The following is a 25654-nucleotide window of genomic DNA, read 5'->3' on the forward strand; positions in this document are numbered from 1 at the left end:
TTGGCAGCGCCTCGGTCTGTCTCTTCGTGCTGGGGAGCTTTGACGCGGGGATTTACCTCGCCGAGTTGATCGCAGAAGGGGACCGCTACGTCGCCATGCTTGAGTCCGCGTCTGGGCTGCTGTTCGCAGGCTGGATCGCCGGAGCCGTGCACCTTCTCCGGATCACGAAGGTAGAGCGGCGGAACTCCTGGGGGCCGCCGCCCACCCTCCGCCCCGACCCTTGCTTCACCTATCGAAAGTCGATAGATTCCCATCGTAACTCGATGGAGGGGTGGGACATGGGAAAGCTGACCGTGGGTGCGCTGCGCGCTGTGCTCGTGGTGGTGCTCGCCGGCACCGTGTTCGTACAGGCGTTGATGGTGTGGGCGTTGGCCACCGATCCGGAGGACGGGTCGCTCCCGCTGACCCCGCTGCGTGTGATCACGATCCTGGGCATGGTGTCGGCCCAGGTCGCCCTGGTCTGCGTATGGCGACTGGTGACGATGGTGCGACGCGGGACCGTGTTCTCCCACGCCGCCTTCCGGTACGTGGACGGCGTGATCGGCGCGATCGTGGCGGCTGCCCTCGTGTGGTTCGCGGTCACGGCCCTCAATGCACCGGGCCAGCGGGACGACCCGGGCGTCACCGTGATCATGGGCGGGATCGGCGTGGCCATCCTGGGGGTCGCCCTTATCGTGCTCGTACTGCGGATGCTGCTCGCCCAGGCCGTCGCGCGCGAGGCCGAAGCGGCGCAGATGCAGGCCGAGTTGGACGAGGTGATCTGATGACGATCACCGTCGACATCGACGTGATGCTGGCCAGGCGGAAGATGTCCGTGGGCGAGCTCGCGGACCGCGTAGGGATCACTCCCGCCAATCTGGCGGTACTCAAGAACGGCCGCGCCAAGGCGGTGCGCTTCGCGACGCTCGCCGCGCTCTGCGAGGTGCTCAAGTGCCAGCCGGGTGACCTGCTGCGCTGGGAGGCCGAGGACACCGTGGGCGAATGAACCGTGCCTGCCGACGCGTCATCGCCGATCCCGCCCGCCTTTGGCCAACTAGACCAACGAGGTCACCTGCTTCCAGCCTCTGCTGGAGACCCGCGTCGACCCGGCGGCGTGCCCGGCCGGGCCTCTGGTCACCATCGAGCGGCCAGAGGCCGACGGGGCGAGTGAGGCAGCGTGGCGGCGCTCAGCCCGGAGTGATCCGGCCGCGCCACGAACCCGACTCATGGCCGCCGCGCGCCTCGATGAACTCCTTGAAGCGCCGCATGTCGCCCTTGACGCGGCGGTCGAAGGTTCCGATCCAGTCGGCCAGCGTCTCCGCCGGGCCACTCGGCTCGACGTCCATGACGAGCTCCACGCGGGTACGGTTGTCGCCCAGGCTCTCGAAGAGGACGGTGCCGCTCTGCCGGGTGTCACCGCTGATCGTCCGCCAGGTGATCCTGTCGTCCGCGAGCTGGTCCACGATCTCGGTGTCGAAGTCCCGCCGTACGCCCGCGATCTTGGTGGTCCAGTGGTTGTGGCTGTCGTCGATCTGCTCGACCTCCTCCACGCCCTCCATGAAGTTCGGAAACTCCTCGAACTGGGTCCACTGGTTGTACGCGGCCCGAAGCGGAACCTCGACCTCGACCGATTCCCTCACCATGCCCATGGTCATCTCTCCTTCTCCTGAGGTGGTCACATCCCACTGCTTGGCGCAGTCGCCCCGTGCGAGTACCCCGTGACGCTGAGACACTCGCGGGCCTTCGCCGAGTTGACGCCGACGCCCGCGGGTACTCGTGGGCCAGTACCGGCAAACGACCTGAGGAGGCTTGCCATGTTCCGTGCCATCGGCGATGTATTCCACGCCGTCGGCAGCACGCTCGCCGACGTGGTGTCCCTGCCGTTCAGGGCGCTCGCCAGGCTCTTCGGCGGAGCGTCACGCACCTGACGACGGGGAGGGCCGGTAGACCGGGGTCCCGCTCGCAGATCGTCGTGCACGCCTTCGAAGCCCCGGCGGTGGGGCTCTTGGAGGAGGCGGAGGCGAGCCGGACGTCCTCACCGTACGCGTGAGGGGCGCTCGCAGGACAACGCACGGCGTGCTGCCGGCAGTTGGGGAGCGCTCATGATGTCGATGCCTCGGGTGCCCTCGCCCTCTCACAGTTCGCGGAGGGCGGGCAGCAGCTTCTGCTCGGCCCATTCCAGATACGGCTCCTGGTGGTCGCCGCCGATCTGGACGAGCGCGACCTCGGTGAACCCTGCGTCGACATAGGGGCGTACGGCCTCGACCACCGCCTGCACGTCGTGGCCGCAGGGAATGGACTCGGCCACATCCCCGGGCCGTACGAACTCGGTGGCACGCGCGAACGCGGCGGGTCCGGGCAGTTCGGAGTTGACCGGCCAGCCGCCGCCGAACCAGCGGAACTGCTCGTGGGCGCGGGCGATAGCCGCGTCGCGGTCGGTGTCGTAACAGACGGGCAGCTGGCCGACCTTCGGCTTGCCCGCGCCGCCGTGGCGCTCGAAGGCGGAGATCAGTTCCGGCCTGGGTTCCGTGGCGATCATCAAATCCGCGAGGTGACCGGCGAGTTCACACGAGCGGTCACCCGAGACGGCGACACCGATCGGCGGGGGCACGTCAGGCAGATCCCACAACATGGCGTTCGCCACGTCGAAGTGAACACCGTGGTGGTTGACATTCCGTCCTGTGAAGAGCGAGCGGATGACCTCTACGGCCTCCTCCAGCTTCTCCAGCCGGATGTGCGCAGCGGGCCAACCCCCGCCCATCACATGCTCGTTGAGGTTTTCCCCGGAGCCCAGCCCCAGCCGGAACCGCCCCTGGGAAAGAAGCTGCATCGTGGCGGCCTTCTGGGCGACGACCGTCGGGTTGTAGCGGGTCGTCGGGCACGTCACGTACGTCATCAGAGGAACGCGTTCGGTGGCCTGTGCGGCGGCACCCAGCACACTCCACGCGTAGGGTGCATGGCCCTGGGACTCCAACCAGGGAAAGTAGTGGTCGGACGTGACCGAGAAGTCGAAGCCGGCACGCTCGGCGCGCACCACATGGCCCACCAGCTCCCGCGGACCGGCCTGCTCGGTCATCATCGTGTATCCGATCTGCACCATGCCGCTCATCTCCTCGTGGTTCGACCACACGCGTACGGTCGCCCGCCTGTCACCCCTTCGTCCCGAGCCGCAGGTCGACCTCCTTCTCCTGGTCTCCCGACGCCGCGCCCCGCTGGTGTACGGCGAACGCGGCGCTCAGGGCCTCGAACAATTGATCGACAGTGATGTAGTCGCCCTGCAGGGTGGCGGAGACCGATCCCTCCAAGGAGACCGGATCGGGCGCGCTCCACTCCTGCGTCGGCTCGAACTCCACGCTCCACACGGTCGAGTGATCGCCGGGCTGCTCCTTGGGCACGTCGTCGGCAGGACGGTCGGTGGGAAATACGGTCCGCAGAACACCGAAGACAGTGGCGGCGTCCTCCTTGGACGCTCCGGTGAGGGACACGGTGGCCATCGGTGGCACTCCTTGGGTGGGGCGGGGGCGATGCCCGTAGCAGGGCTCGGATTCCCGGTCAGCGATTTCGACATGCTGCACCGAGCTACCGAGGACGCACGGACTGTGCGGCACGGTCGCGCGCCGTGAGCGGGTGACTCCCGTCATCAGCAGACGGGCCGGTCACCGGCCCCCGTACGCGTACCCATCTCCTGTCCTTTCAGGCGGCCGAAGCCCGGCAACGATCGCGGGTCTGCCTCCCGGCGTCGGGTCGGGAACGTCGTCCGTCCACGTGGCGGCATTGCCGTTCCCTCTTGGGAAAGGCCGTCGCCCACGAGCAGGTGGTCCGAGACGGGCCGGCGGCGCTGCCCCCGGATTACCCGGACACTCCGCTGGAACCGCCTCTGCGGCCGGGCGTCCACGGCGAGGAGGTGACGACCGGGTCGGGCGCGGGGCGATCCCGGCGCCGTGTGCCGTCAGTTCTCGGTCCCGTCGGACGAGTTCGCGGCGGCGCGTTGGGGTGCGACCGTGTACTTCGGGTCCTCGGCCGAGGCGACTCCTGCCGCGAAGACGCCGAAGCGGGTGCACGCCGAGCCCGCGAGGAGGGCGAGGCCCGCGAGGACGGCCGCCGGGCGGCTGCGGTGACCGAGCAGCGGGCCGGTGGCGGCTCCTGTCGCGGTGAGCAGACGGGCAGCGCGCAGCAGGGTTCCGGCACGGCCCTGGCGGTAGGTTTCCGCGACCATGCCGAGGCGCCGCTCGGCCGCCCGGGTCGCGACCTCCTCGGCGCCGGCGGCGAGCACCGCGGCGCAGCGTGCGGGTGCCGACTCGTGCACCGGACCGAGGAGCAGGGCCATGCCGGAGGCGGCGGCCGTCGCGGAGGCGGCGAACAGGTAGGGCAGCTCGCGGTGCGCGCCGTGCCAGGCGGGAACGGCGGTGTCCGCCGCCAGGACGGCCGTGTACGAGGCGATGGCCGGTCCGAGCAGCGCCGCCGCCGCGGTCGCCGTGGCCCCGACCCGGGGCAGCCGCCCGGTGACGGCGGTGACGGCCGCTGCGCCCGCGGCCGGTCCGTAACCGGCGAGGAGCCACGAGCCCACACTCATGGGTGAGGTGGGTTTGAGCACGCGGAGCATGTTGGGGAACCGGCTCGGCACCCCGAGGTCGTGCACGAGTGCGGCGGCGGACAGCGAGACCGCGGCGAGGGAGGACACTTTCATCGCTGTGGCGGTCGTCGTACGCCCCGTGAGCTGGGCGCCCGCCGCCAGCACGGAGCCCGCGCCGGCGAGACCGCCCAGGAAGAAGTACCCGGCGATGTCCCGGGCACGCCAGGACGGTGCCTTGATGACCGGACGTCCGTAGTAGGACTCGAACTCGGTTCGGGGAACCATGAGTTGCTCGCCTCGGCGCTTACGACGCCCCTGACGCGCGCGCTGCCCGAAGCTGCTGGCGGAGTCGCTCATCGTGTGGCCTTCCTGCGTAGCAGACCGGGCAGCGCGAACGAGACGGCGAAGGCACCGGCCAGGGAGAGGGCTGCCGCACCGGCGTGCTTCCACATCGTGGGGAGGTCGCGGGTGGTGACGACCGGGTCGGGGGGCAGCCCGTAGACCTCGGGTTCGTCGAGGAGCAGGAAGAACGCGCCGTCGCCGCCGACCCCGTCGTCGGGCTCGTGGCCGTACAGCCGCGCGCCGTCCACGCCCGCCGTGTGCAATTGGTCCACGCGCAGCGCGGCTCGTTCGCGCAGTTCGTCCAGCGGGCCGAACTGGATGGACTCGGTCGGGCATGCTTTGGCGCAGGCGGGTTCCTGTCCGGCACCCAGCCGGTCGTAGCACATCGTGCACTTGAACGCCCTTCCGTCGTCGGGGCGTTGCTCGATGACGCCGTACGGGCAGGCGGGTACGCAGTAGCCGCAGCCGTTGCAGATGTCCTCCTGGACGACGACCGTGCCGAACTCGGTCCGGAAGAGGGAGCCCGTGGGGCAGACGTCGAGGCAGGCCGCGTGGGTGCAGTGCTTGCACACGTCGGACGACATCAGCCAGCGCAGCTCCCCGGTCTCGGCGGGAGGGGCGGACTCGGCTTCGGCGAGGGGGAGTTGGGTGCGTCCGTCCGGCGCCGGGACCTGCTGTTCGATGAAGGCGACATGGCGCCAGGTGGAGGCACCGAGGCCCTGTGTGTTGTCGTAGCTCATGCCGGTGAGGGAGAGGCCGTCCTCCGGGATGGCGTTCCATTCCTTGCACGCGACCTCGCAGGCTTTGCAACCGATACAGACGGAGGTGTCGGTGAAGAAGCCGACACGGGGCGGGGGTTCGGTGTGCCCGGCGTCGCGTGCGGGGTCGGGTTCCGTGCCGCTGAGCAGGTGACGGTTGATCATTTCAGGGTCTCCGTCCCTGTGTCGGCGGTGATGCCCGCACGCCTGCGGTATTCGGCGACCAGCGTCGGCAGGTCGGGGCCGCGTGGCCGACGGCCCGGGCGGATGTCGGCGGTCAGCGCCTTGTCCTCCTGGATATGGGCGTTGGGATCGAGGGCGATCGCGACGAGTTCGTTGGCCGCGTCGCCGGTGGCCACGCCGTTGGGTCCCCAGTGGAACGGCAGTCCGATCTGGTGGATCGTCCGGCCGTGCACCGTGAGGGGTGTGATCCGGGCGGTGACCATGACGCGGGCCTCGACGGCGTTGCGGGCCGTGACGATGGTGGCCCATCCCAGGTGCTCGAGTCCGCGTTCGGCGGCCAGCTGCGGGGAGACCTCGCAGAAGAACTCCGGCTGGAGTTCGGAGAGACAGGGCGACCAGCGGCTCATGCCGCCCGCCGTGAAGTGCTCGGTGAGGCGGTGCGTGGTGACGACGTACGGGAAGACCTCGGCCCCCTTCTCGTCGCCGCTCGGGTGGTAGCGGTTGCCCTCCCGGGGCATCAACTGGCGTACGGGGGAGCGGGGCGCTGAAGGGTGGAGGGCGTTGGCGAAGGGGGAGTCCTGCGGTTCGTAGTGGGTCGGGAGCGGGCCGTCCTCCAGACCCGCGGGCGCGTACAGCCAGCCCTTGCCGTCGGCCTGCATGATGAACGGGTCGTCGCCGCGCAGCGCGTCGGGGCCGGTCGCGTCCTCGTCCGGTACGAAGTCTGGGGCGCGGTCGGGCACGAAGTCCGGGACGTCGTACCCGCTCCACTTCCCCTCGGCCTCGTCCCACCACACGTACGCCTTGCGTTCACTCCACGGAGTGCCGTCCGGGGCGGCCGACGCCCGGTTGTAGAGGACGCGGCGGTTGGCGGGCCACGCCCAGGCCCATTCGGCGGCCACCCAGTCCTGTTCGCTTCCGGGCCTGCGGCGGGCGGCCTGGTTGACGCCGTCCGCGTACACCCCGCAGTAGATCCAGCAGCCGCACCTCGTCGAGCCGTCGTCCTTGAGTTCGGTGTACGCCGAGAGGGGTACACCGTCCGGGCCGTGGCCGTTGATCTCGGCGAGCACGGCGGCGGCATCCGGTTCGGTCAGCGGGCCGTCGACGGGGTAGTCCCAGGTCAGATCTTGTACGGGCCGGTCCATCGGGTCGGTCGAGGCGGCCAGCCTCTCCTTGATTCGGCGGCCCAGGTGGTACATGAACCACAGGTCGCTGCGGGCGTCGCCCTCGGGCTCGACGGCCGCGTGGTGCCACTGCAGCCAGCGGTTGGTGTTGGTGAAGGAGCCGTTCTTCTCGGTGTGCGCGGCGGCGGGGAAGAAGAACACCTCGGTGCCGATCTCCTCGGTGCGCAGTTCCCCGGTCTCGATCTCCGGTCCGTCCTGCCACCAGGTCGCCGACTCGATGAGGGAGAAGTCGCGGACGACGAGCCACTCCAGGTTGGCCATGCCGAGCCGTTGAAGCCGTGTGTTGGCGGAGCCCACCGCCGGGTTCTCGCCCATCAGGAAGTAGCCCTTGCACACGCCGTCCAGCTGGGCCATCACCGTGTCGTAGGTGGAGTGGGAGCCGGTCAGGCGCGGCAGGTGGTCGAAGCAGAAGTCGTTCGCGGCGGTGGCCGCGTCGCCGTAGTACGCCTTGAGGAGGCTCACGAAGTAGGCCCGCATGTTGCCCCAGAAGCCCTTGTCGGTGCGGCTGGCCCCGATGAACGCGTCCATGTCCTCGTGCGCGTGGGCGTGCGGCATGGGGAGATAGCCGGGCAGCAGGTTGAACAGGGTCGGGATGTCGCTGGAGCCCTGGATGGAGGCGTGGCCGCGCAGGGCCTGGATGCCGCCGCCGGGCCGGCCGATGTTGCCGAGCAGCAGCTGGAGCACGCTCGCGGCGCGGATGTACTGGGCACCGACGGAGTGCTGGGTCCAGCCGACCGCGTACACGAACGCGCTCGTCCGCTCGCGGCCCGAGTTGGCGGTCAGGTCCTCGCACACCTGAAGGAACGTCGCGCGCGGTACTCCGCACACCTCCTCGACCAACTCCGGGGTGTAGCGGGCGTAGTGGCGCTTGAGGATCTGGTAGACGCAGCGCGGATGCCGCAGCGTCTCGTCGCGGGGTGGCCGACTCGTGGTCTGTGCGCCGCCCGAGCCGTGTGCCTCGGGGCCGCCGGAGCCGTGGACGCGCGCCTCGTACTGCTCGTCGACCTCACCGGTGGGCTGCTGCACCTCGACGCCCTCGTACTGCCAGCTCGAAGGGTCGTAGTGGTGCTTGTCCTCGTCCAGACCGGAGAAGACACCGTCGAGGTCCTCGGTGTCGCGGAAGTCCTCGCTCACCAGGGTGGCGGCGTTGGTGTAGGCGAGGACGTACTCGCGGAAGTCCTTCTCCTCGGTCAGGACATGGTTGATGATCGCGCCGAGGAACGCGACGTCGCTGCCGGCCCGGATCGGGACGTGCAGGTCGGCGAGGGCGCTGGTGCGGGTGAACCGCGGGTCGACGTGGATGATCCGGGCGCCGCGTGCCTTCGCCTCCATCACCCACTGGAAGCCGACGGGGTGGGCCTCGGCGAAGTTGGAGCCCTGGATGACGATGCAGTCGGCGTGCTGGAGGTCCTGCATGAAGGTGGTGGCACCGCCCCGCCCGAAGGAGGTGCCGAGCCCGGCGACCGTGGAGCTGTGGCAGACCCGGGCCTGGTTCTCCACCTGGACGACCCCGAGGCCGGTCAGCAGCTTCTTGATGAGGTAGTTCTCCTCGTTGTCGAGGGTCGCACCGCCGAGACTGGCGATGCCGAGGGTGCGGGCGGTGCGCAGTCCCTCGGACTCCCACTCCCAGGTCCGGCGCCGTGTCTCGATCACCCGCTCGGCCACCATGTCCATGGCGGTCTCCAGGTCGAGGGGCTCCCAGTCGGTGGCATACGGCCGCCGGTACAGCACCTCGTGCCTACGGGCCGGGCCGGTGGTGAGCTGGAGCGTGGCCGAACCCTTGGGGCACAGGCGCCCTCGGCTGATGGGCGAGTCCGGATCGCCCTCGATCTGGACGACCTCGTCGTCCTTGACGTAGACCTGCTGTCCGCAGCCCACCGCACAGTAGGGGCACACGGAACGCACCAGCCGGTCGGCGGTGTCCGTGCGCGGCCTGAGGTGCTCGGTGCGCGCCGACACGGCGGCCCGGCCGCGGCCCAGCGGGTCACTTCCGGTGAGCTGGCGGAAGGCTGGCCAGTCGCTGATCCACGTGCGCACACCCATGGTGTGTCCTTTCGGCGGACGGAATGCCCGGCGGCGTTGGTGGGTGTCGGGCAGTTCGTCGGACACTTCGTCCCCGTAGGTGGGTCTGGCCTTCTGTGCTCTGTCGTCCCCTGGACCCTTCGGACGGCGGTCGCTCACGGTGCCTTCCCTCCCGCGGCCGGGCGTGGTTCCGGCCGCGGGTACCCGTCGGCGGTACGGCTATGCAGGGAAGTGGAGTCTGCTGGGCTGTCCGATTTCGCCTCACAGCATCCGCAACTCGCGTGCGCGCCGCACGGCGTCGCCGCGCCGGTTCACCGCGAGCTTGCGGTACGCGCTCTTGAGATGGGTCTTGACCGTGTTGACGGACACATGGAGGTCGGCGGCGATCTCCTCCGTCGACATCATCCGTGCCAGCCGCTCCAGCACGTCACGCTCGCGTCCGCTCAGCTTCTCGACCACGGGCGTCGCCGCCGCACCGGGACCGGGCCGCGGCAGCGCGGCGGTCCGCGGCGGTACGACGGTGAGCCAGCCCGCGGCCAGTTCGCGCAGGGGATCCGTGTCGACGAGGCGCCGGAGCCAGGGTCCGGCCTCGGCGAATGGGCGCCGCAGCCGTTCGCGCCGGGCCCTGGACAGCGCCAGGGCCACGAGTCTGCGGGCGGTCGCGAGGTCCCCCGTCTCCGCCGCGGCCTGGGCCCGCACCAGCGCGGCACGGACGGCGATCGCCGGACCCATCCCGCGATCGGTGCGCAGACCGTCGAGCATGTCGGTCGCCGCACCGGGGTCGCCCAGAGCGAGTTGCACGCGCGCCGCCTGCACCACGCAGGCCGGCTGGTCGTCGGGTGCCCACCGCAGCACCTCGGCCGCCGCCTCCGGCCGGTCCTCGGCCAGATGTACGGCGGAGGCGACCGACGCGGCGTGGCCCTCGGCCCAGGGTGACGCCGCGTCGGTCGAGTCGGCCGGTCTCGCCGCTCGCCGGGCCGCGTGCAGGTGCCCCTGGGCCAGCAGCAGCTGGGCCGTGACCACGCATCGGGCCGCCGCCGTCACCGGGTCCTCCCGCTCGGCGCGTGCGGCGGCCGACTCGTCGAGGAGGGCCCGGGCCTGGTCCAGTTCGTCGCGGTCGACGGCCACGGCAGCCAGGACCAGCCGCCCCAGGCCGGAGCCGAATCCCCGGGGCAGGGCGAACCGCTCCGTGCCGGTCGCGGCCTCCCTTGCCGTGCGCTCCGCTCGGCCGATCCACCCCTCCAGGTAGTCGATCAGCGCCAGGTGGCACAGGGCCTCCGTCTCGGGGAGCGCCGTCGAGGCGGAGTCGGCTCGGCCGGTCACCATGGACAGGGCGGCACGCGCGTCCCCGAAGCGCCCCGCCCACAGGCGTGTGGCGCCCAGATGTGTCAGCAACAGGGCAGTCATCTCCGGGTGCTTGACCACGAGGTCGGCGGGGACTTCGCGCTGCCACTTCCCGGCCCTCGCGGCCGCCCTCTCCGCCAGTCCGGGTGAACCCGTCAGCCGGGCCACCAGCGACTCCAACAGCGCACGGCTCACCTGAGCCGCCGCCCGGTCGGGCGCGGCGACCGCGGGACTCCCGGCGCCGTACCCCCGCCGACGGGCCGCGCCGCGCACGACGTGCTGCTGCCGGTCCAACCCGTCTGCGGCGCGGCGCAGTTGGGCGACGCCCCGGTCGAGGTCGCCCCGGGCCAGGTCACAGGCCGCCCGTACGAGGTTCGTCGTGGAGCCGGTGGGCTCCGGTCCCATGGGAGAGAACAGCTCGGCCAGTTCGTCGCGGCGCAGGCCGGTGAAGAGCTGCCCGACGGCCAGGTCGTCGACGAAGGCACGAGCCGTGAACTCCCAGTCGCCCGCGGCAGCGCCATGCGTGAGGGTCTCCGGCAGGTGTCCCGAACGCCGCAGCCATCGCGCGGCCTTCCGGTGGAGCCGGGGCTCGAGGCCGGGCGCACGCATCTGCAGATGGGCGCGGAGGATCTCCCCGAACAGGGGGTGGAGGCGGTACCAGGAGTGCCCGAGGTCCTCGACGAAGGCGTTCTCGCCGTGCAGTTCGGCCAGAAGGTGCCCGGCGTCGCTCCGCCCGGTCAGGGAGTTCGCCAGGTCGGGGCAGAACCGGTCGAGGACGCTGACCCGCAGCAGGAGGTCCTGGGTCTCGTCCGGCTGCCGCTTGAGCACTTCGGCCAGCAGGTAGTCGGCGACCGTGCTGCGCCCCGCTTCGAACTCCTTCAGATACGTCTCCGGGTCGGGCTGTGCTCGGGCGGCGAGGGCGCACAGCCGCAGCCCCGCGGCCCACCCCCGGGTGCGGTCCACGAGCGCGCGGATCACGGGCGCGGGAAGGCGCAACCCGTGCGCCTCCAGCAGTTCTGCCGCCTCCTCGGGCGTGAAGGCCAGCTCGGCGGCCCGGATCTCGGTGAGGTCGCCGGCCGCCCGGTAGCGGTGCAGCGGCAGCGGCGGTTCGGTGCGGGTGACGATGATCAGGCGCAGGCCGTGGCCCGCGTGGTGGAGGACGAACTCCAGCTGCTCCGCGATCTCCGGGTCCGTCACGTGGTCGTACTCGTCGAGGACGACGACCACGGGCCGCTCACGCCCGCTCAGCTCCGCGGCGAGCCGGGCCGGCAGCCTGGGGTCGACCCGGCCCGGGTCGACGGGGAAGCCGACGTCGCCGGGCAACGGTGCGCCGGTGACGCGCAGGGCCTGGAGCAGGTACGCCCAGAACAACCCGCGCCGCTGATCCACCGCGTCGGTGGTGAGCCAGGCGACCTGCTGCCCCAGGCTCGCCGCCCAGTCGGCGACCAGGAGGGTCTTGCCCGAGCCCGCGGGCCCGTTGACCATCGTCAACGGCGTCACCAGGGCCTCGTCGAGGTGCCTGGCCAGGCGCTCGCGCCGCAGGAACGTGACGGGCCGCGCCGGCAGCGCGAACCGGGTCCGGAGGAACGGGTCTCCCGTGGGGTCGAGGAGCGGAACTCCCGTGGGATCGACGCGGGGAGTGAGATCGACGCCGGGTATGAACGGGCCCGGCCGCTCCTCCTCGCCGATCGTGGCCAAAGCGCTCACCACCACTGTCCGTCATGCCATGCGCAGCGCTCCCCACCACTTTCACCATCCCAGCTTTCCCCCGCACGCGCGCGTCGTGCGGGTCCCCGTGAACCGAGCCCCGCTCAGGGGCCGGGCCAGTGCCGCAGCATGGCGTCGAGTCGGTCCAGAATCCATGCCCAGGTCTGCTCGGCGTCGGGGGCGCTGTGGCTGAAGCCTCCGGCCGTCTCCAGGCTGACGTAACCGTGGAAGACGCTGCCCAGCATCCGTACGGCATGTGTCTGGTCCGGTTCCGTCAGGTCGTAGCCGCGCAGGATCGCCCGCGTCAGCTGCGCATGTCTGACCCCGGCGCTCGCGGCCGCGGTCTCGGGGTCGAGCCGGAGCTGTGCCGCGCTGTAGCGGCCGGGGTGTTCGCGGGCGTAGTCGCGGTAGACGCCGGCGAAGGCGGCGAGGGCGTCCTTGCCGGCCCGTCCGGCCAGGGCGTCGGCGGCGCGGTCGGCGAGTTCCTCCAGTGCCAGCAGGGCGATCCTGGTCCTGAGGTCCTGGGAGTTCCTCACGTGCGAGTACAGGCTGGCGACCTTGACGTCGAAGCGCCGGGCCAGGGCCGAGACGGTCACCTGATCGAAGCCGACCTCGTCGGCCAGCTCCGCTCCCGCCCGCACCAGACGTTCCGTGGTCAGTCCCACTCGTGCCATACCCATCCCTTCGTAGCCCTGAAGAGATTATCCATTTGCCTAAAGCTATTAGGCAAATTAGCTTGGCATCCATGAAGCCGCTGACCGAGCAAGAGATCCGTGCCGCGTTCGTGAACTGCACCAAGGGCGAGGCGAAGCGCCTGTCCGTCCCGCGCGATCTGACCGACCGCCCCTGGGACGACCTGGACTATCTCGGCTGGCGGGATCCCCAGGCGCCGGACCGCGCCTACCTGGTCATCGAGTTGGACGGCCGCTTGAAGGGCATCGGGCTGCGCTGCCCCAGCCCCGCCGCCTGGTCGATGCGGCGCAGCATGTGCTCGATGTGCCTGACCACCCACACCGGCGGCGTCTCCCTGATGGTCGCGCCGAAGGCCGGGAAGGCGGGACAGCAGGGCAATTCGGTGGGCGCCTATCTGTGCAGTGACCTCGCCTGCTCGCTGTACGTGCGGGGCAAGAAGGACGCGGGTGTGGGCGCGCGGCTCCAGGAGTCGCTCACGCTGGACGAGAAGATCCGGCGGACCGTGGACAACGTCGCGGCGTTCATCGCCAAGGTGACCGCCTGACCCCGGACATCGAGTCCCGCGCGGGGTGGACGCCTCCGCGACGAGCCGTAAGACTGTGAGACCGCTTCACAGCAGACGCATCCGCCCAGGACGGTGACCATGGATGAGGAAGAAGTCCCGCGCGTCGAACTCACCTCGCAAGCAGCCGAGTTGGTCCGCCGACTACACGCCTCGCACGGTCCGCTGATGTTCCATCAGTCGGGCGGCTGCTGCGACGGGAGCGCACCCATGTGCTACCCGGACGGCGAGTTCCGCACCGGGGGCTCGGACGTGCTGCTGGCCGAACTGGCCGTGGAGGGTGTCGACGCGCCGGTCACCTTCTGGATGTCACGCAGCCAGTACGAGGCGTGGCGTCACACCCGGCTGATCGTGGACGTCGTGCCCGGCCGGGGCAGCGGCTTCTCGCTGGAGGCGCCCGAGGGGGTCCGTTTCCTCACCCGTTCTCGTGTAGTCGACGCATAGTCACCGCGGGACATTCCGCCTTCTGGTGCACTTCTCCCAAGTCCCGGGACCCGGGAGAGTGGACGTGACATCAGGGGGCGAAGTGACGTATCGACGAGTGCGGTTGCCGGTGGGCAGAACGGTACTGACGGTTGTCTCGGCGTTCGGTGTGCTGGCCGGTGCGGCCCTGACGGGGGCGGCACCGGCCGGCGCCGTGCAGGGCGGCACGCAGATCGCGCCGGGTGTGGTGTACCAGCAGTTCGACATCCCCGCGGCCAAGGGCGTGACGCACGCCCATGTGCTCGACGTCGACCTGGGCGATCCGCACGTGCACCTGGACCTGCTGCACCCGGGCGCGGTGGCCGCCCGCGCCCCGGTCTCCCAACTCGCCGGCTCCGCGGGCGCGATCGGGGGTGTCAACGGCGATTTCTTCAACATCACCGAGACCCAGCACCCGGGCGTCGAGGCGACGGGCTCGGCAGACGGACCGACGATCGCACAGGGGCAGGTGCTCAAGGCGGCCGTGCCGGACGGCCAGCGGTTCGGCCCGGCGTTGCCGCCCGACACCACGACCGAGGACGTGTTCGGCGTGGGCGCGGACGGCCGGGCCCGCCTGGACCGGCTCGCTCTCGACGGGTTCGTCCACACACGCGAGAGCCTGCTGCCGCTTCGCGGGTTCAACCAGTACGCGCTGCCCGAGAACGCGGTCGGCGCCTTCACCGCGCGGTGGGGCAGCGTCTCCCGGGTGCGCGCGACGTGCGGCACGGACACCGACCGGGCCGCCCCGTGCAGTACGGACACGTACGAGGTGACGGTGCGCCAGGGGCGGGTCGTGTCCGCCTCCGACACCCCCGGCAGCGGCCCCATTGCCGCCGACGCCACCGTCCTGGTGGGCCGGGAGACGGGCGCGCAGTGGCTGCGGAAGCTGTCCGTGGGCGCGCCGGTGACGGTGGGGCACCGGCTCGTGGCGTCCACGCCCGCGACCCCGTACCGCTTCGCTCTCGGCGGCTACCCGGTCCTGCGCGGCGGACAGCCGCTGCCCGGCCTCGACGGCGCCACGGCGGCCGTGCGCACCGCCGTGGGCATCACGGACGGCGGACGGCGCGTGCTGCTGCTCGCCCTGGACGGCGCCCCCGCCTACCGCAGCGGACTGACCATCGCCGAAGTGGCGTCCGAGATGCGGAAGTTGGGTGCGGTGGACGCCTTCAGCCTGGACGGGGGCGGTTCGACGACGCTGGTCGCCCGTGAGCCGGGCACGAGCGCGGTCACGGTACGGAACCATCCCAGCGGCGGCGCCGAGCGCCCCGTGCCCAACGGCATCGGGGTCTTCTCGGCGCCGTGACTCCGCCGGGCCTCAACGGGCTCGGGGAATCTGAGACCCAAGGACTCAGGGCCGCAGACCGCTCACGAGGTCCGCGGTCGCGGTGAGTCCGTTGTGGATGGTGGGCGCCATGCTCGTGCTGGCCAGGTAGAAGCCGAGCAGCATGCAGACCAGGGCGTGGGAGATCTTCAGCGCACCGTTGCGCATGAAGACCACGGCCAGGATCAGGAGCAGCAGCACCACAGAGATGGAAACGGCCATTGCGTACCTCCTCCGCCACGCCCGGTTCGCGGCGTACGGCCGCAAGTGTGGCGTAGCGGAGGGGCCGTCCGGGCGACTGACATGTCCCCTGATCGAGTGATGTCCGCCCGCCGGCCGCGGAATGCCTAGGCCGACGGGTGGGCGTCCAGGAACGCCTCCAGGCCCGCGAGATCGTCCGTGTTGAGGTAGTCGACGCCGGCGGCGAGGAGTTCCGTCCACAGTGCGTCCCGCGCCTGGCCGGGCGTGTCCGGGGTCGCCCAGAACCGGACCTGCTGCCCGTGCGCGTGCGCCTCCTGGACGATGCTCCGCAGCCGCTGCCGCTCGGCGTCGGGGAAGGGTCCCTCGCCCGACCATGTGAAGTTCAGCGTCCAGTTGTCGCTGATCAGCGAGATGAAGGAGGCCGGCGCCGCGCTCCCGAGGTCGCTGAGCCTGCCGTCGTAGAAGGCCCGTCGCACGGTCTGGGCCTCCATGGGGGTACGGGCGGCGCGGTCGCCGGATATGACGGCGGTGACCGGGCCCTGCCGCACCTGCCCGTGCGCGTACGTCGTGAAGAGGTCGGCGTGGCGCCGGAGATGGCGGTCGAGTTCGAGGTACGTGGAGGAGCCCTCGGTCTTGATGTCGATGAGAAGCTGCAGCGGCCTGCGCCAACCCCGGTACACCGAGCCCCCGTTGGCGTGGACACGGGCGGCGAGCGGGTCGAGGTAGAGGGATTCGAGGGTGCGGGTCGGGTCGAGGTCGGAGGCCTCGTGGCCGACGAGGAGCTGGTCGCCGACGAGGAAGATGTCGGCCTCGACGCTGCCGAAGCGGTGATCGAGGGCGTCGAACAGGGGGTGCGTGTGCTCGTAGTCGTTGTGGGCGTGGGCGCGCCACAGCGGGCGCGGCCCGGGGCGGCCGCCGTCCGCCCAGGCCTGCGGGGCGGGCAGCGCAACCGCGCCCGCGAGGACGGCGCCGAAGGTCGTGAGGGCTCTGCGTCGGGTGGTGGGGGTCATGCTCTGCCTCCCTGGAAGGTCCGGATGGGGCCGAAGGGAGTATGGGCGCGAACCGAGCACAAAAGACCCGTGCGTGCGGGGAGTTGGCCGGACCGGCGTGCACTGTTCATTTCGTGCGCGCGGCTCGCACGGAAAGGCCCGCCCCAGGTGGGACGGGCTTCACGCCGGGTTGGCCGGATGAACGTCAGGGGGCCTGGAGGTCGACCAGTTCGGCCAGTGCCGCGCGATGGGCGCCCGCCGTGCCGTAGGCGATGGAGTCCGCCTTGGCCCGCTTGAGACACAGGTGGACCGGGTGCTCCCAGGTCATGCCGATCCCGCCGTGCAGTTGCAGCGCCTCCTCGGCGGCGCGGACGGCGACCGGCGCCGCGTAGGCCTGGGCGACGGCGACCGCCACGGCGGTGTCCTCGCCGGTGGCCAGGGCGTCGGCCGCGTTGCGTGCGGCGGCCCGGAGGTTGACGACCTGAAGCCACAGCTGGGCGAGCCGGTGCTTGAGCGCCTGGAAGCCGCCGACCGGCCGGTTGAACTGCTTGCGCTCCTTCAGATAGCCGACGGTCCCGGTCAACGCCCAGTCGGCCAGACCCAGTTGCTCGGAGGCGAGCAGCCCGGCGGCGGCGCGCAGGGCCCGGCGTACCGCGGGTTCGGCGGCGCCCAGGCGGCGGCCCGGAGCACCGTCGAGGGTGACGGTCGCCAGGGGGCGTGTCAGGTCGAGGGACACCTGGGGGGTCACGGTCACGGCGTCGGCGGCCACGGCGTACAGGTCGCCGTCGTCGGCCGGGACGAGCAGGACGTCCGCGACGGCGGCGTCCGCGATGCCGGTCAACTCGCCGTACAGGGCGCCGCTTTCCTGCCGTACGGCCGGGAAGGCGGCGCCCGGGGCGACGTGCAGTCCGACGGCCAGCGCGCCGATCGCCCGGCCGGCGGCGAGGCGGCCGAGCAGTTCGTCGTCCGCGCAGGCCAGCAGGGCCTCCGTGGCCACCACCGCGCTCGTCAGATACGGCACGGGCGCGACGGCCCGCCCCAACTCCTCCAGTACGACGGCGGCTTCACGGTGGGTGGCGCCGTGGCCGCCCTGTGCCTCGGGCACCAGGAGACCGGCGAGGCCCATGCCGTCCGCGAGCAGCTTCCACAGGGCGAGGTCGTGCGGGGCGTCGGACTCGGTGCGGGCGATCACGCCCGGCGCGTCGCAGTGGTCCGTGAGGAGGTCGCGGACGGCGGCACGCAGCGCCTCTTCCTCCTGCGAGTAGAGCAGATCGGGCTGTGCGCTCATCGGGCCAGGTCCTTCCAGGCGACGTCCTTGTCGGTGCGCGGCTCGGCGGGCAGGCCCAGGACGCGCTCGGCGACGATGTTCAGCAGCACCTCGCTGGTCCCGCCCTCGATGCTGTTGCCCTTGGCGCGGAGGTAGCGGTAACCGGCGTCACGGCCGGTGAAGTCGACCAGTTCCGGGCGGCGCATGGTCCAGTCGTCGTACAACAGGCCTTCCTCGCCGCGGAGTTCGACCTCCAGACCGCTGATCTCCTGGGCGAGGCGGGCGAACCCGAGCTTCATGCCGGAGCCCTCGAAGCCGGGCGCGCCGACGGCGAGTTGCTGGCGCAGGCGCTCGCCGGCGAGCCGGGCGACCTCGGCCTCGACCCAGAGCCCCAGCAGCCGCTGGTGCAGGTCGTGGGTGCGCAGCTCGGGGCGTTCGCGCCAGGTCCGGGAGACGGGACCGATCATGCCGCCCTCGCGGGGCAGCCGCATGCCGCCGATGGAGACGCGCTCGTTCATGAGCGTGGTCTGGGCGACCCGCCAGCCGTCGCCGACCTCGCCGAGGCGGCGGGAGTCGGGGATGCGGACGTCCGTGAGGAAGACCTCGTTGAACTCGGCCTCGCCGGTGATCTGGCGCAGCGGCCGCACCTCGACGCCGGGGTCGGTCATGTCGCAGATGAAGTAGGTGATGCCCTGGTGCTTGGGCACGTCCGGGTCGGTGCGGGCGATGAGGATGGCCCAGCGGGCGAGATGGGCGCTGGAGGTCCACACCTTCTGCCCGTTGACCACCCAGTCTCCCCCGCTCTCGGCCGCGCCCGAGCGGGAGGCACCCCCGTCCTCCCGCACCGCCCGCGTGCCCAGCGCGGCCAGGTCGGACCCGGCGCCCGGCTCGCTGAACAGCTGGCACCAGACCTCCTCGCCGACCCACAGGGGCCGCAGGAACCGCTGCTTCTGCTCCTCGGTGCCGTAGGTCAGGATGGTCGGAGCCGCCATGCCGAGGCCGATGCCGATGCGGCGCGGGTCGTTGTCGGGGGCGCCCGCGGCCGCCAACTCGGCGTCGACGACGGCCTGGAGGGTGCGCGGGGCGCCGAGGCCGCCGAGACCCTCCGGGAAGTGCACCCAGGCGAGCCCCGCGTCGAAGCGGGCCTTGAGGAAGTCCAGCCGGTCGGTGGTCGCCGGAGGGTGCGCCGCCAGCAACTCGGCGGTGCGACGCCTCAGTTCGGCTGCATCGATGGTCATGCGCCCGCTCCGTTCCCCAGCGACGGTACGACCGTGATACGGCCGGTGCTGACGCCGTCGGCGACGCGCTGCACCGCGGCCGCCGCCTCGTCCAGTGGCACCCGCTCGCTCACCAGCGGCTTGATCGCACCCCGGGCGGCCAGCTCGGTCAGCTGCTCGTTGCAGTGCTGGACCAGCTTCGGGTTCTTGGTGTTGTACAGGCCCCAGTGCAGGCCGAGGATCGAGTAGTTCTTCACCAGGGCGTGATTGAGCGCCGGGCTCGGGATGGTGCCGCTCGCGAACCCCACGACGACGATCCGGCCCTCGAAGGCGACGGTCTTGGCGGACTGGGCGTAGGCGTCGCCGCCGACCGGGTCGTAGATCACGTCGGCGCCCCGGCCGCCGGTGGCCTGCTTCACCGCGGTGACGACGTCCTCGCTCCGCCGGTCGATCACCACGTCGCAGCCCAGATCACGGGCGACGGCCGCCTTGTCGGTGCCACCCACGACGCCGATCACCGTGGCCCCGGCCGCCTTGCCGAGCTGCACGGCCGCGCTGCCGACCCCTCCGGCGGCGGCGTGGACGAGCAGCGTCTCGCCGGCTTCCAGGTGCGCCCGGCGGTGCAGGCCGAACCAGCCCGTCTGGTACCCGATGTGCAGCGCGGCGGCCTCGGCGTCGTCCAGCGAGTCGGGCGCGGGCAGCAGGGCGGCGGCATCGGCGACGGCGTACTCGGCGAAACCGCCGTGCGGCAGCGCCGGGTTGGCGATCACCCGCCGCCCGTCCTCGGTCTCCCCGCAGATCTCGACGCCGGGCGTGAAGGGCAGCGGAGGCCGCACCTGGTAGTGACCCCGGCACATCAGCGCGTCGGGGAAGTTGACGTTGGCGGCGCGCACCCGCAGCAGGACCTGGCCGTGACCGGGCGTGGGCCGCTCCACCTCCTGCAGCCGCATCACCTCGCTCGGCTCGCCGTTCTCGTGTACTTGCCATGCCTGCATGCGGGGCCTCCACGGGAGTGCTTCATCTGGCCGGAGCTGGGCCGGGGCTGACCGCATACTAAGCGGTCGCTTGCTCATCAGGGAACAGCGGACGTCAGTCGACCTGGCCGCGCGCCGCGGGCCGCGCCCGTACGTGCATCCGCTCCCCCTGCGGACCGAAGAGACTCAGGAACTCCACGGGCCCCTCCCCCGTCGACCCGAACCAGTGCGGCACCCGCGTGTCGAACTCGGCCGCCTCCCCCGCCGACAGCACCACGTCGTGCTCGCCGAGCACCAGGCGCAGCCGCCCCGACAGCACATACAGCCATTCGTAGCCCTCGTGTATGCGCGGGTCGGGCTCCTGTCTGCGCCGGGGTTCGAGGACCTTGAAGGCCTGGAGGCCGCCGGGCCGACGGGTCAGCGGCCAGAAGGTACGGCCGCCCCGTTCCAGGGGTTTTGCCCGCACGCGGGGGTCGTCGACCGGTGGGGCGCCGACCAGCTCGTCCAGCGGGACCCGGTGCGCCCGCGCGATCGGCAGCAGCAGCTCCAGGGCGGGCCTGCGCAGGCCGGACTCCAGCCGCGACAGGGTGCTGACAGAGATGCCGGTCGCCTCGGACAGCGCCGCGAGCGTCACCTCCCGCTCCTTGCGGATGCGGCGCAGCCTCGGGCCCACGCCCGCGAGAACGTCGTCGGTGGTCATGGCCGTATTGCAGAATCGGCAAACCCCTTTGTCAACCATGGCGCACCGGACGCCATGGTGGGTCGGGCGCGCTCGTTGCACCATGGCTGCATGCTGCTGGCCCGGCTCGCGCGCGTGTCCCGGGAGGTCGCCGACACGGCGGCCCGGTCCCGGAAGACCGCCCTGCTCGCGGACCTGTTCCGGGACGCGGAGGCGGACGACGCACCGATCGCCATCCCGTACCTGGCGGGACGGCTGCCCCAGGGACGCCTGGGCGTCGGCTGGAAGGTGCTCGGCAGACCCGTACCGCCGGCCGCCGAGCCCCGCCTCACCGTCCGCGAGGTCGACGCCCGGCTCACGGAGCTCGGCAAGCTCGCCGGACCGGGCTCACAGGCGCAGCGGGCCCGGCTGGTGGCCGAGTTGATGGGCGCGGCCACCGAGGACGAGCAGCGCTTCCTGTTCGGGCTGATCACCGGCGAGGTGCGGCAGGGTGCCCTGGACGCGGTCGCCGTGGAGGGGCTGGCCCAGGCGACCGGCGCGGACGCGGCGGACGTACGGCGGGCGGTGATGCTCGCCGGTTCGCTGCAGGCGGTGGCCGCGGCGCTGCTCGCCGACGGAGTGGGGGCGCTGGAGCGGTTCCGGCTCACCGTCGGGCGCCCGGTCCTGCCGATGCTGGCGCAGTCCGCCTCCTCGGTCGCCGAGGCGGTCGGCAAGCTGGGCGCCGGCGCGGTCGAGGAGAAGCTGGACGGCATCCGCGTACAGGTCCACCGGGACGGCGACACGGTACGGATCCACACCCGCACCCTTGATGACATCACCGACCGGCTGCCCGAAGTGGTCGCGGTCGCCCGGGAGTTGGGCGAGGAGCAGTTCATCCTGGACGGCGAGGTGCTGTCGTTCGACGCGGACGGGCGGCCCCGCTCCTTCCAGGAGACGGCCGGGCGGGTGGGCTCGCGCGTGGACGTGGCGAGGGCCGCCCGGGAGGTGCCCGTCTCCCCGGTCTTCTTCGACGTCCTCTCCGTCGGCGGACGCGATCTGCTCGACCTGCCGTTCGCCGAGCGGCACGCGGAGCTGGCCCGGCTGGTGCCCGAGCCGATGCGGGTGCGCAGGGCGCTGGTGTCGGGGCCGCAGGAGGTCGCGGAGGCGGACCGGTTCCTGGCGGACACGCTGGCCCGTGGCCACGAGGGCGTGGTCGTCAAGGCCCTGGACGCCCCCTACAGCGCGGGCCGGCGCGGCGCGTCCTGGCTGAAGGTCAAGCCCGTGCACACCCTCGACCTGGTCGTGCTGGCCGCGGAGTGGGGCCACGGCCGGCGCACCGGCAAGCTGTCCAACCTCCATCTCGGCGCCCGCACCGCGGACGGCGGCTTCGTCATGCTGGGCAAGACCTTCAAGGGCATGACCGACGCGATGCTCACCTGGCAGACCGAGCGGCTGCGGGAGCTGGCCGTCGAGGACACCGGCCACGTGGTGACCGTACGGCCCGAACTCGTCGTCGAGATCGCCTACGACGGACTGCAGCGGTCCTCCCGCTATCCGGCCGGCGTCACGCTCCGCTTCGCCAGGGTCGTCCGCTACCGCGAGGACAAGCGGCCGGAGGAGGCGGACACGGTCGAGACGCTTCTCGCCGCACACCCGGAGGTCCGGCCATGACGTCGCCGCCGCACCGGCGCAGCGCGGGCCTGCTGTTGTTCCGGCACACCGGCGACGGGCTGGAGGTGTTGCTGGGGCATATGGGCGGGCCCTTCTTCGCCAGGAAGGACGCCGGGGCGTGGACCGTCCCCAAGGGCGAGTACGAGCCCGACGAGCCCGCCTGGGACGCGGCCCGCCGCGAGTTCCGGGAGGAGCTCGGCCTGCCGCCGCCCGACGGGGAGGCCGTGGCACTGGGCGAGGTCCGGCAGACCGGCGGCAAGACCGTCACGGTGTGGGCGGTCGAGGCGGACCTCGACCCGGCGGCGATCGACCCCGGCACGTTCCGGATGGAGTGGCCGCCGAGGTCGGGAAAGGTCCGGGAGTTCCCCGAGCTGGACCGGGTCGGCTGGTTCGGCCTCGACCGGGCCCGGGACGTGATCGTGAAGGCGCAGGCCGCGTTCCTCGACCGGCTCGCGGAGCACGTGGGCCGCAGCGGCCCGCCGGCCGAGCGGAGTGGCTGACTCGACCGGCAGCCGGTGCAGTTGGGCTGAACAGCCGTACCCCGCATTGCGCTTCCCACCCTCGCGCGCGAAGGTCGAACCACAGTCCGCCCCAGGGAGGTCAGCCATGCCCATCGCCACGGTGAACCCGGCGACCGGCGAGACGCTCGAGACGTTCGAGGCCATGGACGACGACGAGATCGAGCGCCGGCTCGAGCTCGCCGAGGCCACGTTCCGCACCTACCGGACGACGCCGATCGCCGAGCGCGCCCGGCTGCTGAACCGGGCCGCCGACCTCCTGGACGCGGAGCGGGAGGACGTCGCCCGCGTCATGACGACCGAGATGGGCAAGCCGCTGGCGCAGGCGCGCGCGGAGGCCGCGAAATGCGCCAGGGCGATGCGCTGGTACGCCGAGCACGGTGAGGAACTGCTGGCCGACGAGGAGCCCGCCGAGGCCGACGTGAAGGACTCCGGGGCGTCGCGCGTGCGGGTGCGCTACCGGCCTCTCGGGCCCGTCCTCGCCGTGATGCCGTGGAACTTCCCGCTGTGGCAGGTGATCCGCTTCGCCGCGCCGGCCCTGATGGCGGGCAACGTGGGCCTGCTCAAGCACGCCTCCAACGTCCCGCAGACCGCCCTGTATCTGGAGGACCTGTTCCATCGGGCGGGCCTTCCCGAGGGCTGCTTCCAGACGCTGCTGATCGGTTCCGGCGCGGTCGACGAGATCCTGCGCGACGAGCGGGTCAGGGCGGCCACGCTCACCGGCAGCGAACCCGCGGGGCGTGCGGTCGCCTCCACCGCCGGGGAGATGGTGAAGAAGACGGTGCTGGAGCTGGGCGGCAGCGACCCGTTCATCGTGATGCCGTCCGCCGACATCGACCGGGCCGCGCAGGTCGCGGTGACCGCGCGGGTGCAGAACAACGGGCAGTCGTGCATCGCCGCCAAGCGGTTCATCGTGCACACGGACGTCTACGACGCCTTCATGGAGAAGTTCGTCGAGGGCATGAAGGCGCTGAGGGTCGGCGACCCGATGGAGGAGGACACGGACGTCGGGCCGCTCGCCAGCGAGCGCGGACGGGCGGACCTGGAGGAGCTGGTCGACGACGCCAGGCGCAGCGGGGCGACGGTGCTGTGCGGCGGCGAACGGCCGGAGGGGCCGGGCTGGTACTACCCGCCGACCGTGCTCGCCGACATCGACCGGGAGATGCGCATCCACCGCGAGGAGGCGTTCGGTCCGGTGGCCACGGTGTACCGCGCGGACGACCTGGACGAGGCCGTGCTGATCGCCAACGACTCGCCGTTCGGGCTGAGTTCGAATGTGTGGACACGGGACGAGGCCGAGGTCGACCGGTTCGCACGGGACATCGAGGCGGGAGGCGTCTACTTCAACGGCATGACCGCCTCTCATCCGGCGTTCCCCTTCGGCGGGATCAAGCGGTCCGGGTACGGGCGGGAGCTGTCCGGGCACGGGATGCACGAGTTCTGCAACATCACCACGCTGTGGCAGGGTGCGTGAGGTTTCCGCCGCTACGATCCGGTCTGTGAACGGCGAAGTGACTCTGCCTCTGATCGTCGACGACCGCGGCACCTTGCAGGTGGCCGCGGCCGATGTGAGCAAGCTGCTGCGCATGGTGGGCGGTCGGTGGCTGCATCTCGTCGAGACCGGCGAGGAGGGGCTCGACGAGAGCACGGTGGCCGCGTTGACCATCGAGCTCGCGAAGCTGGCCGACCGGATCGACGTCGCATGCATCGCACACAGCAGCGGGGCTCCGTAGCAGCCCTGTTGACGCGCCGATCCCGGCCCACTGATCGGGCAGGTCACAGGGCGATCCAGGCCCGCAACCCCCTGCCCGTCACGCACTGTTTGTCCCCGATTCGGAGTAACCCGGCGAGAGATCATCGCCCCGTCGGGTGAACCTGGGTGGACCACCCACTGACCGGCGGGCGCGAGCCTGCCGGACGGCGAAAGCAGGGACGGCTGATGGCTACATTGTGCAGACCCTCGGTGTCCGTACCCGAGCACGTGATCACGATGGAAGACACGCTCGAGCTCGCGCGCTCCCGCCATGCGGACCATCCACAGCTGGCGCTGGCTCTCCGGCTGATCGAGAACACGGGCGTACGCACCCGGCACATCGTGCAGCCCATCGAGGAGACCCTGAAGCACCCCGGCTTCGAGGACCGCAACAAGCTCTACGAGGCGGAGGCGAAGGCCCGCGTGCCCGCGGTGATCCAGCGGGCGCTCGACGACGCCGAGCTCCTGACCTCGGACATCGATGTCATCATCTACGTGTCGTGCACGGGCTTCATGATGCCCTCGCTGACCGCGTGGCTGATCAACGAGATGGACTTCCCGAGCACCACCCGGCAGCTGCCCATAGCCCAGCTGGGCTGCGCGGCCGGCGGTGCGGCGATCAACCGGGCCCACGACTTCTGCACGGCCTACCCGGACGCCAACGCCCTCATCGTCGCCTGCGAGTTCTGCTCGCTGTGCTACCAGCCGACCGACCTGGGCGTCGGTTCGCTGCTGTCCAACGGCCTGTTCGGCGACGGCGTCGCCGCGGCCGTGGTGCGCGGCGAGGGCGGCACGGGTGTCCACCTGGAGCGCAACGGGTCGTATCTGATCCCCAAGACCGAGGACTGGATCGCCTACGACGTCCGCGCGACCGGCTTCCACTTCCTGCTGGACAAGCGGGTGCCCACCACGATGGAGCCGCTCGCCCCGGCGCTCCACGACCTCGCGGGGCAGCACGGCTGGGACGCGTCCGACCTGGACTTCTACATCATCCACGCGGGCGGCCCCCGAATACTCGACGACCTCAGCAAGTTCCTGCAGGTCGACCCGCACGCGTTCCGGTTCAGCCGGGCCACGCTCACCGAGTACGGCAACATCGCCAGCGGCGTCGTCCTGGACGCGCTGCGCCGGCTGTTCGACGAGGGCGGACCCGATGACCGGGCGCGCGGGCTGCTGGCCGGCTTCGGCCCCGGCATCACCGCCGAGATGACCGTGGGCCGCTGGCAGCGGACGGACCAGGGGTCGCCATGATCGGCGAGAAGTCCGACCAAGTGCCCTT

The 25654-nt window shown here is 71.5% G+C and carries 25 protein-coding genes; 11 read left to right on the forward strand and 14 right to left on the reverse strand.

What is annotated here, in order from left to right:
• Positions 1-278: 278 nt before the first annotated feature.
• Both ABZ910_RS17795 and ABZ910_RS17800 read left to right on the forward strand, forming a co-directional pair.
• Positions 279-764, forward strand: coding sequence for a DUF2975 domain-containing protein (locus ABZ910_RS17795; RefSeq protein WP_361365846.1), 486 nt, complete (start codon positions 279-281; stop codon positions 762-764).
• A complete protein-coding gene (locus ABZ910_RS17800) occupies positions 764-985 on the forward strand; it encodes a helix-turn-helix transcriptional regulator (protein ID WP_361365401.1) in 222 nt (73 codons plus the stop codon). The genes ABZ910_RS17795 and ABZ910_RS17800 overlap by 1 nt, the downstream gene beginning before the upstream one ends.
• 181 nt (positions 986-1166) lie before the next feature.
• Here ABZ910_RS17800 and ABZ910_RS17805 read toward each other — a convergent pair whose 3' ends face one another.
• Entirely contained in the window at positions 1167-1628 is a 462-nt protein-coding gene (locus tag ABZ910_RS17805) for an SRPBCC family protein (RefSeq protein ID WP_361365849.1), read from the reverse strand.
• Between the two features lie 165 nt (positions 1629-1793).
• Here ABZ910_RS17805 and ABZ910_RS17810 point away from each other — a divergent pair, with 165 nt between their 5' ends.
• The gene (locus ABZ910_RS17810) at positions 1794-1907 is read left to right on the forward strand and encodes an LPFR motif small protein (protein ID WP_361365404.1); all 114 of its coding nucleotides are present in this window, start codon (positions 1794-1796) and stop codon (positions 1905-1907) included.
• A gap of 206 nt (positions 1908-2113) precedes the next feature.
• Here the strand turns inward: ABZ910_RS17810 and ABZ910_RS17815 are convergent, their stop codons facing one another.
• The 7 genes from ABZ910_RS17815 to ABZ910_RS17845 all read right to left on the reverse strand — a co-directional run bounded on the left by ABZ910_RS17815 (position 2114) and on the right by ABZ910_RS17845 (position 12763).
• On the reverse strand, positions 2114-3079 hold the full coding sequence (locus ABZ910_RS17815; protein ID WP_361365407.1) for an LLM class F420-dependent oxidoreductase: 966 nt from the start codon (positions 3077-3079) through the stop codon (positions 2114-2116).
• A 49-nt stretch (positions 3080-3128) separates the two neighbouring features.
• A complete protein-coding gene (locus tag ABZ910_RS17820) occupies positions 3129-3473 on the reverse strand; it encodes a hypothetical protein (RefSeq protein WP_361365410.1) in 345 nt (114 codons plus the stop codon).
• A gap of 455 nt (positions 3474-3928) precedes the next feature.
• Positions 3929-4909 (reverse strand): NrfD/PsrC family molybdoenzyme membrane anchor subunit, encoded by a 981-nt coding sequence (gene nrfD, locus ABZ910_RS17825; RefSeq protein ID WP_361365413.1) that lies wholly within the window; start codon positions 4907-4909, stop codon positions 3929-3931.
• Positions 4906-5817 carry a 4Fe-4S dicluster domain-containing protein gene (locus ABZ910_RS17830; RefSeq protein ID WP_361365416.1) on the reverse strand — a complete coding sequence of 304 codons (912 nt, stop codon included), beginning with the start codon at positions 5815-5817 and terminating at the stop codon, positions 4906-4908. Before ABZ910_RS17830 ends, nrfD begins: the two co-directional genes overlap by 4 nt.
• Positions 5814-9059, reverse strand: coding sequence for a formate dehydrogenase (fdh, locus tag ABZ910_RS17835; protein ID WP_361365419.1), 3246 nt, complete (start codon positions 9057-9059; stop codon positions 5814-5816). Before fdh ends, ABZ910_RS17830 begins: the two co-directional genes overlap by 4 nt.
• A 240-nt stretch (positions 9060-9299) precedes the next feature.
• Positions 9300-12041 carry a LuxR C-terminal-related transcriptional regulator gene (locus ABZ910_RS17840; RefSeq protein WP_361365852.1) on the reverse strand — a complete coding sequence of 914 codons (2742 nt, stop codon included), beginning with the start codon at positions 12039-12041 and terminating at the stop codon, positions 9300-9302.
• A 152-nt stretch (positions 12042-12193) separates the two neighbouring features.
• Positions 12194-12763: a WHG domain-containing protein gene (locus ABZ910_RS17845; RefSeq protein WP_361365422.1), complete on the reverse strand. Its 570-nt coding sequence runs from the start codon at positions 12761-12763 to the stop codon at positions 12194-12196.
• A gap of 71 nt (positions 12764-12834) precedes the next feature.
• Between ABZ910_RS17845 and ABZ910_RS17850 the strand changes: the two genes are divergently transcribed.
• The 3 genes from ABZ910_RS17850 to ABZ910_RS17860 all read left to right on the forward strand — a co-directional run bounded on the left by ABZ910_RS17850 (position 12835) and on the right by ABZ910_RS17860 (position 15109).
• The gene (locus ABZ910_RS17850) at positions 12835-13326 is read left to right on the forward strand and encodes an FBP domain-containing protein (RefSeq protein ID WP_361365425.1); all 492 of its coding nucleotides are present in this window, start codon (positions 12835-12837) and stop codon (positions 13324-13326) included.
• 99 nt (positions 13327-13425) lie between these two features.
• On the forward strand, positions 13426-13788 hold the full coding sequence (locus tag ABZ910_RS17855) for a DUF779 domain-containing protein (protein WP_361365428.1): 363 nt from the start codon (positions 13426-13428) through the stop codon (positions 13786-13788).
• An 82-nt stretch (positions 13789-13870) separates the two neighbouring features.
• A complete protein-coding gene (locus ABZ910_RS17860) occupies positions 13871-15109 on the forward strand; it encodes a phosphodiester glycosidase family protein (RefSeq protein ID WP_361365431.1) in 1239 nt (412 codons plus the stop codon).
• Between the two features lie 45 nt (positions 15110-15154).
• Here the strand turns inward: ABZ910_RS17860 and ABZ910_RS17865 are convergent, their stop codons facing one another.
• The 6 genes from ABZ910_RS17865 to ABZ910_RS17890 form a co-directional block, all read right to left on the reverse strand.
• The gene (locus ABZ910_RS17865) at positions 15155-15349 is read right to left on the reverse strand and encodes a hypothetical protein (protein WP_361365434.1); all 195 of its coding nucleotides are present in this window, start codon (positions 15347-15349) and stop codon (positions 15155-15157) included.
• 125 nt (positions 15350-15474) lie between these two features.
• Positions 15475-16338 (reverse strand): phosphatidylinositol-specific phospholipase C/glycerophosphodiester phosphodiesterase family protein, encoded by an 864-nt coding sequence (locus tag ABZ910_RS17870; RefSeq protein ID WP_361365436.1) that lies wholly within the window; start codon positions 16336-16338, stop codon positions 15475-15477.
• Between the two features lie 184 nt (positions 16339-16522).
• Positions 16523-17605, reverse strand: a complete 1083-nt coding sequence (locus tag ABZ910_RS17875; RefSeq protein WP_361365439.1) for an acyl-CoA dehydrogenase family protein — start codon at positions 17603-17605, stop codon at positions 16523-16525.
• Entirely contained in the window at positions 17602-18822 is a 1221-nt protein-coding gene (locus ABZ910_RS17880; RefSeq protein WP_361365441.1) for an acyl-CoA dehydrogenase family protein, read from the reverse strand. Before ABZ910_RS17880 ends, ABZ910_RS17875 begins: the two co-directional genes overlap by 4 nt.
• Positions 18819-19796 carry an NADPH:quinone oxidoreductase family protein gene (locus ABZ910_RS17885; protein ID WP_361365444.1) on the reverse strand — a complete coding sequence of 326 codons (978 nt, stop codon included), beginning with the start codon at positions 19794-19796 and terminating at the stop codon, positions 18819-18821. Before ABZ910_RS17885 ends, ABZ910_RS17880 begins: the two co-directional genes overlap by 4 nt.
• A 94-nt stretch (positions 19797-19890) precedes the next feature.
• On the reverse strand, positions 19891-20475 hold the full coding sequence (locus ABZ910_RS17890) for an XRE family transcriptional regulator (RefSeq protein ID WP_361365446.1): 585 nt from the start codon (positions 20473-20475) through the stop codon (positions 19891-19893).
• Positions 20476-20565: 90 nt separating this feature from the next.
• On the opposite strand from ABZ910_RS17890, the gene ABZ910_RS17895 reads away from it, so the two are divergent.
• The 5 genes from ABZ910_RS17895 to ABZ910_RS17915 all read left to right on the forward strand — a co-directional run bounded on the left by ABZ910_RS17895 (position 20566) and on the right by ABZ910_RS17915 (position 25626).
• Positions 20566-22104 carry an ATP-dependent DNA ligase gene (locus tag ABZ910_RS17895; protein WP_361365449.1) on the forward strand — a complete coding sequence of 513 codons (1539 nt, stop codon included), beginning with the start codon at positions 20566-20568 and terminating at the stop codon, positions 22102-22104.
• A complete protein-coding gene (locus tag ABZ910_RS17900) occupies positions 22101-22604 on the forward strand; it encodes an NUDIX domain-containing protein (protein WP_361365452.1) in 504 nt (167 codons plus the stop codon). Before ABZ910_RS17895 ends, ABZ910_RS17900 begins: the two co-directional genes overlap by 4 nt.
• 106 nt (positions 22605-22710) lie before the next feature.
• A complete protein-coding gene (locus ABZ910_RS17905; protein WP_361365455.1) occupies positions 22711-24096 on the forward strand; it encodes an NADP-dependent succinic semialdehyde dehydrogenase in 1386 nt (461 codons plus the stop codon).
• A gap of 25 nt (positions 24097-24121) precedes the next feature.
• Positions 24122-24355 (forward strand): DUF6213 family protein, encoded by a 234-nt coding sequence (locus ABZ910_RS17910; RefSeq protein ID WP_361365458.1) that lies wholly within the window; start codon positions 24122-24124, stop codon positions 24353-24355.
• Between the two features lie 206 nt (positions 24356-24561).
• Positions 24562-25626, forward strand: a complete 1065-nt coding sequence (locus tag ABZ910_RS17915) for a type III polyketide synthase (RefSeq protein WP_361365461.1) — start codon at positions 24562-24564, stop codon at positions 25624-25626.
• Positions 25627-25654 lie beyond the last annotated feature (28 nt).

The organism is Streptomyces sp. NPDC046805 (genome assembly GCF_040645355.1).
Lineage (GTDB): Bacteria > Actinomycetota > Actinomycetes > Streptomycetales > Streptomycetaceae > Streptomyces.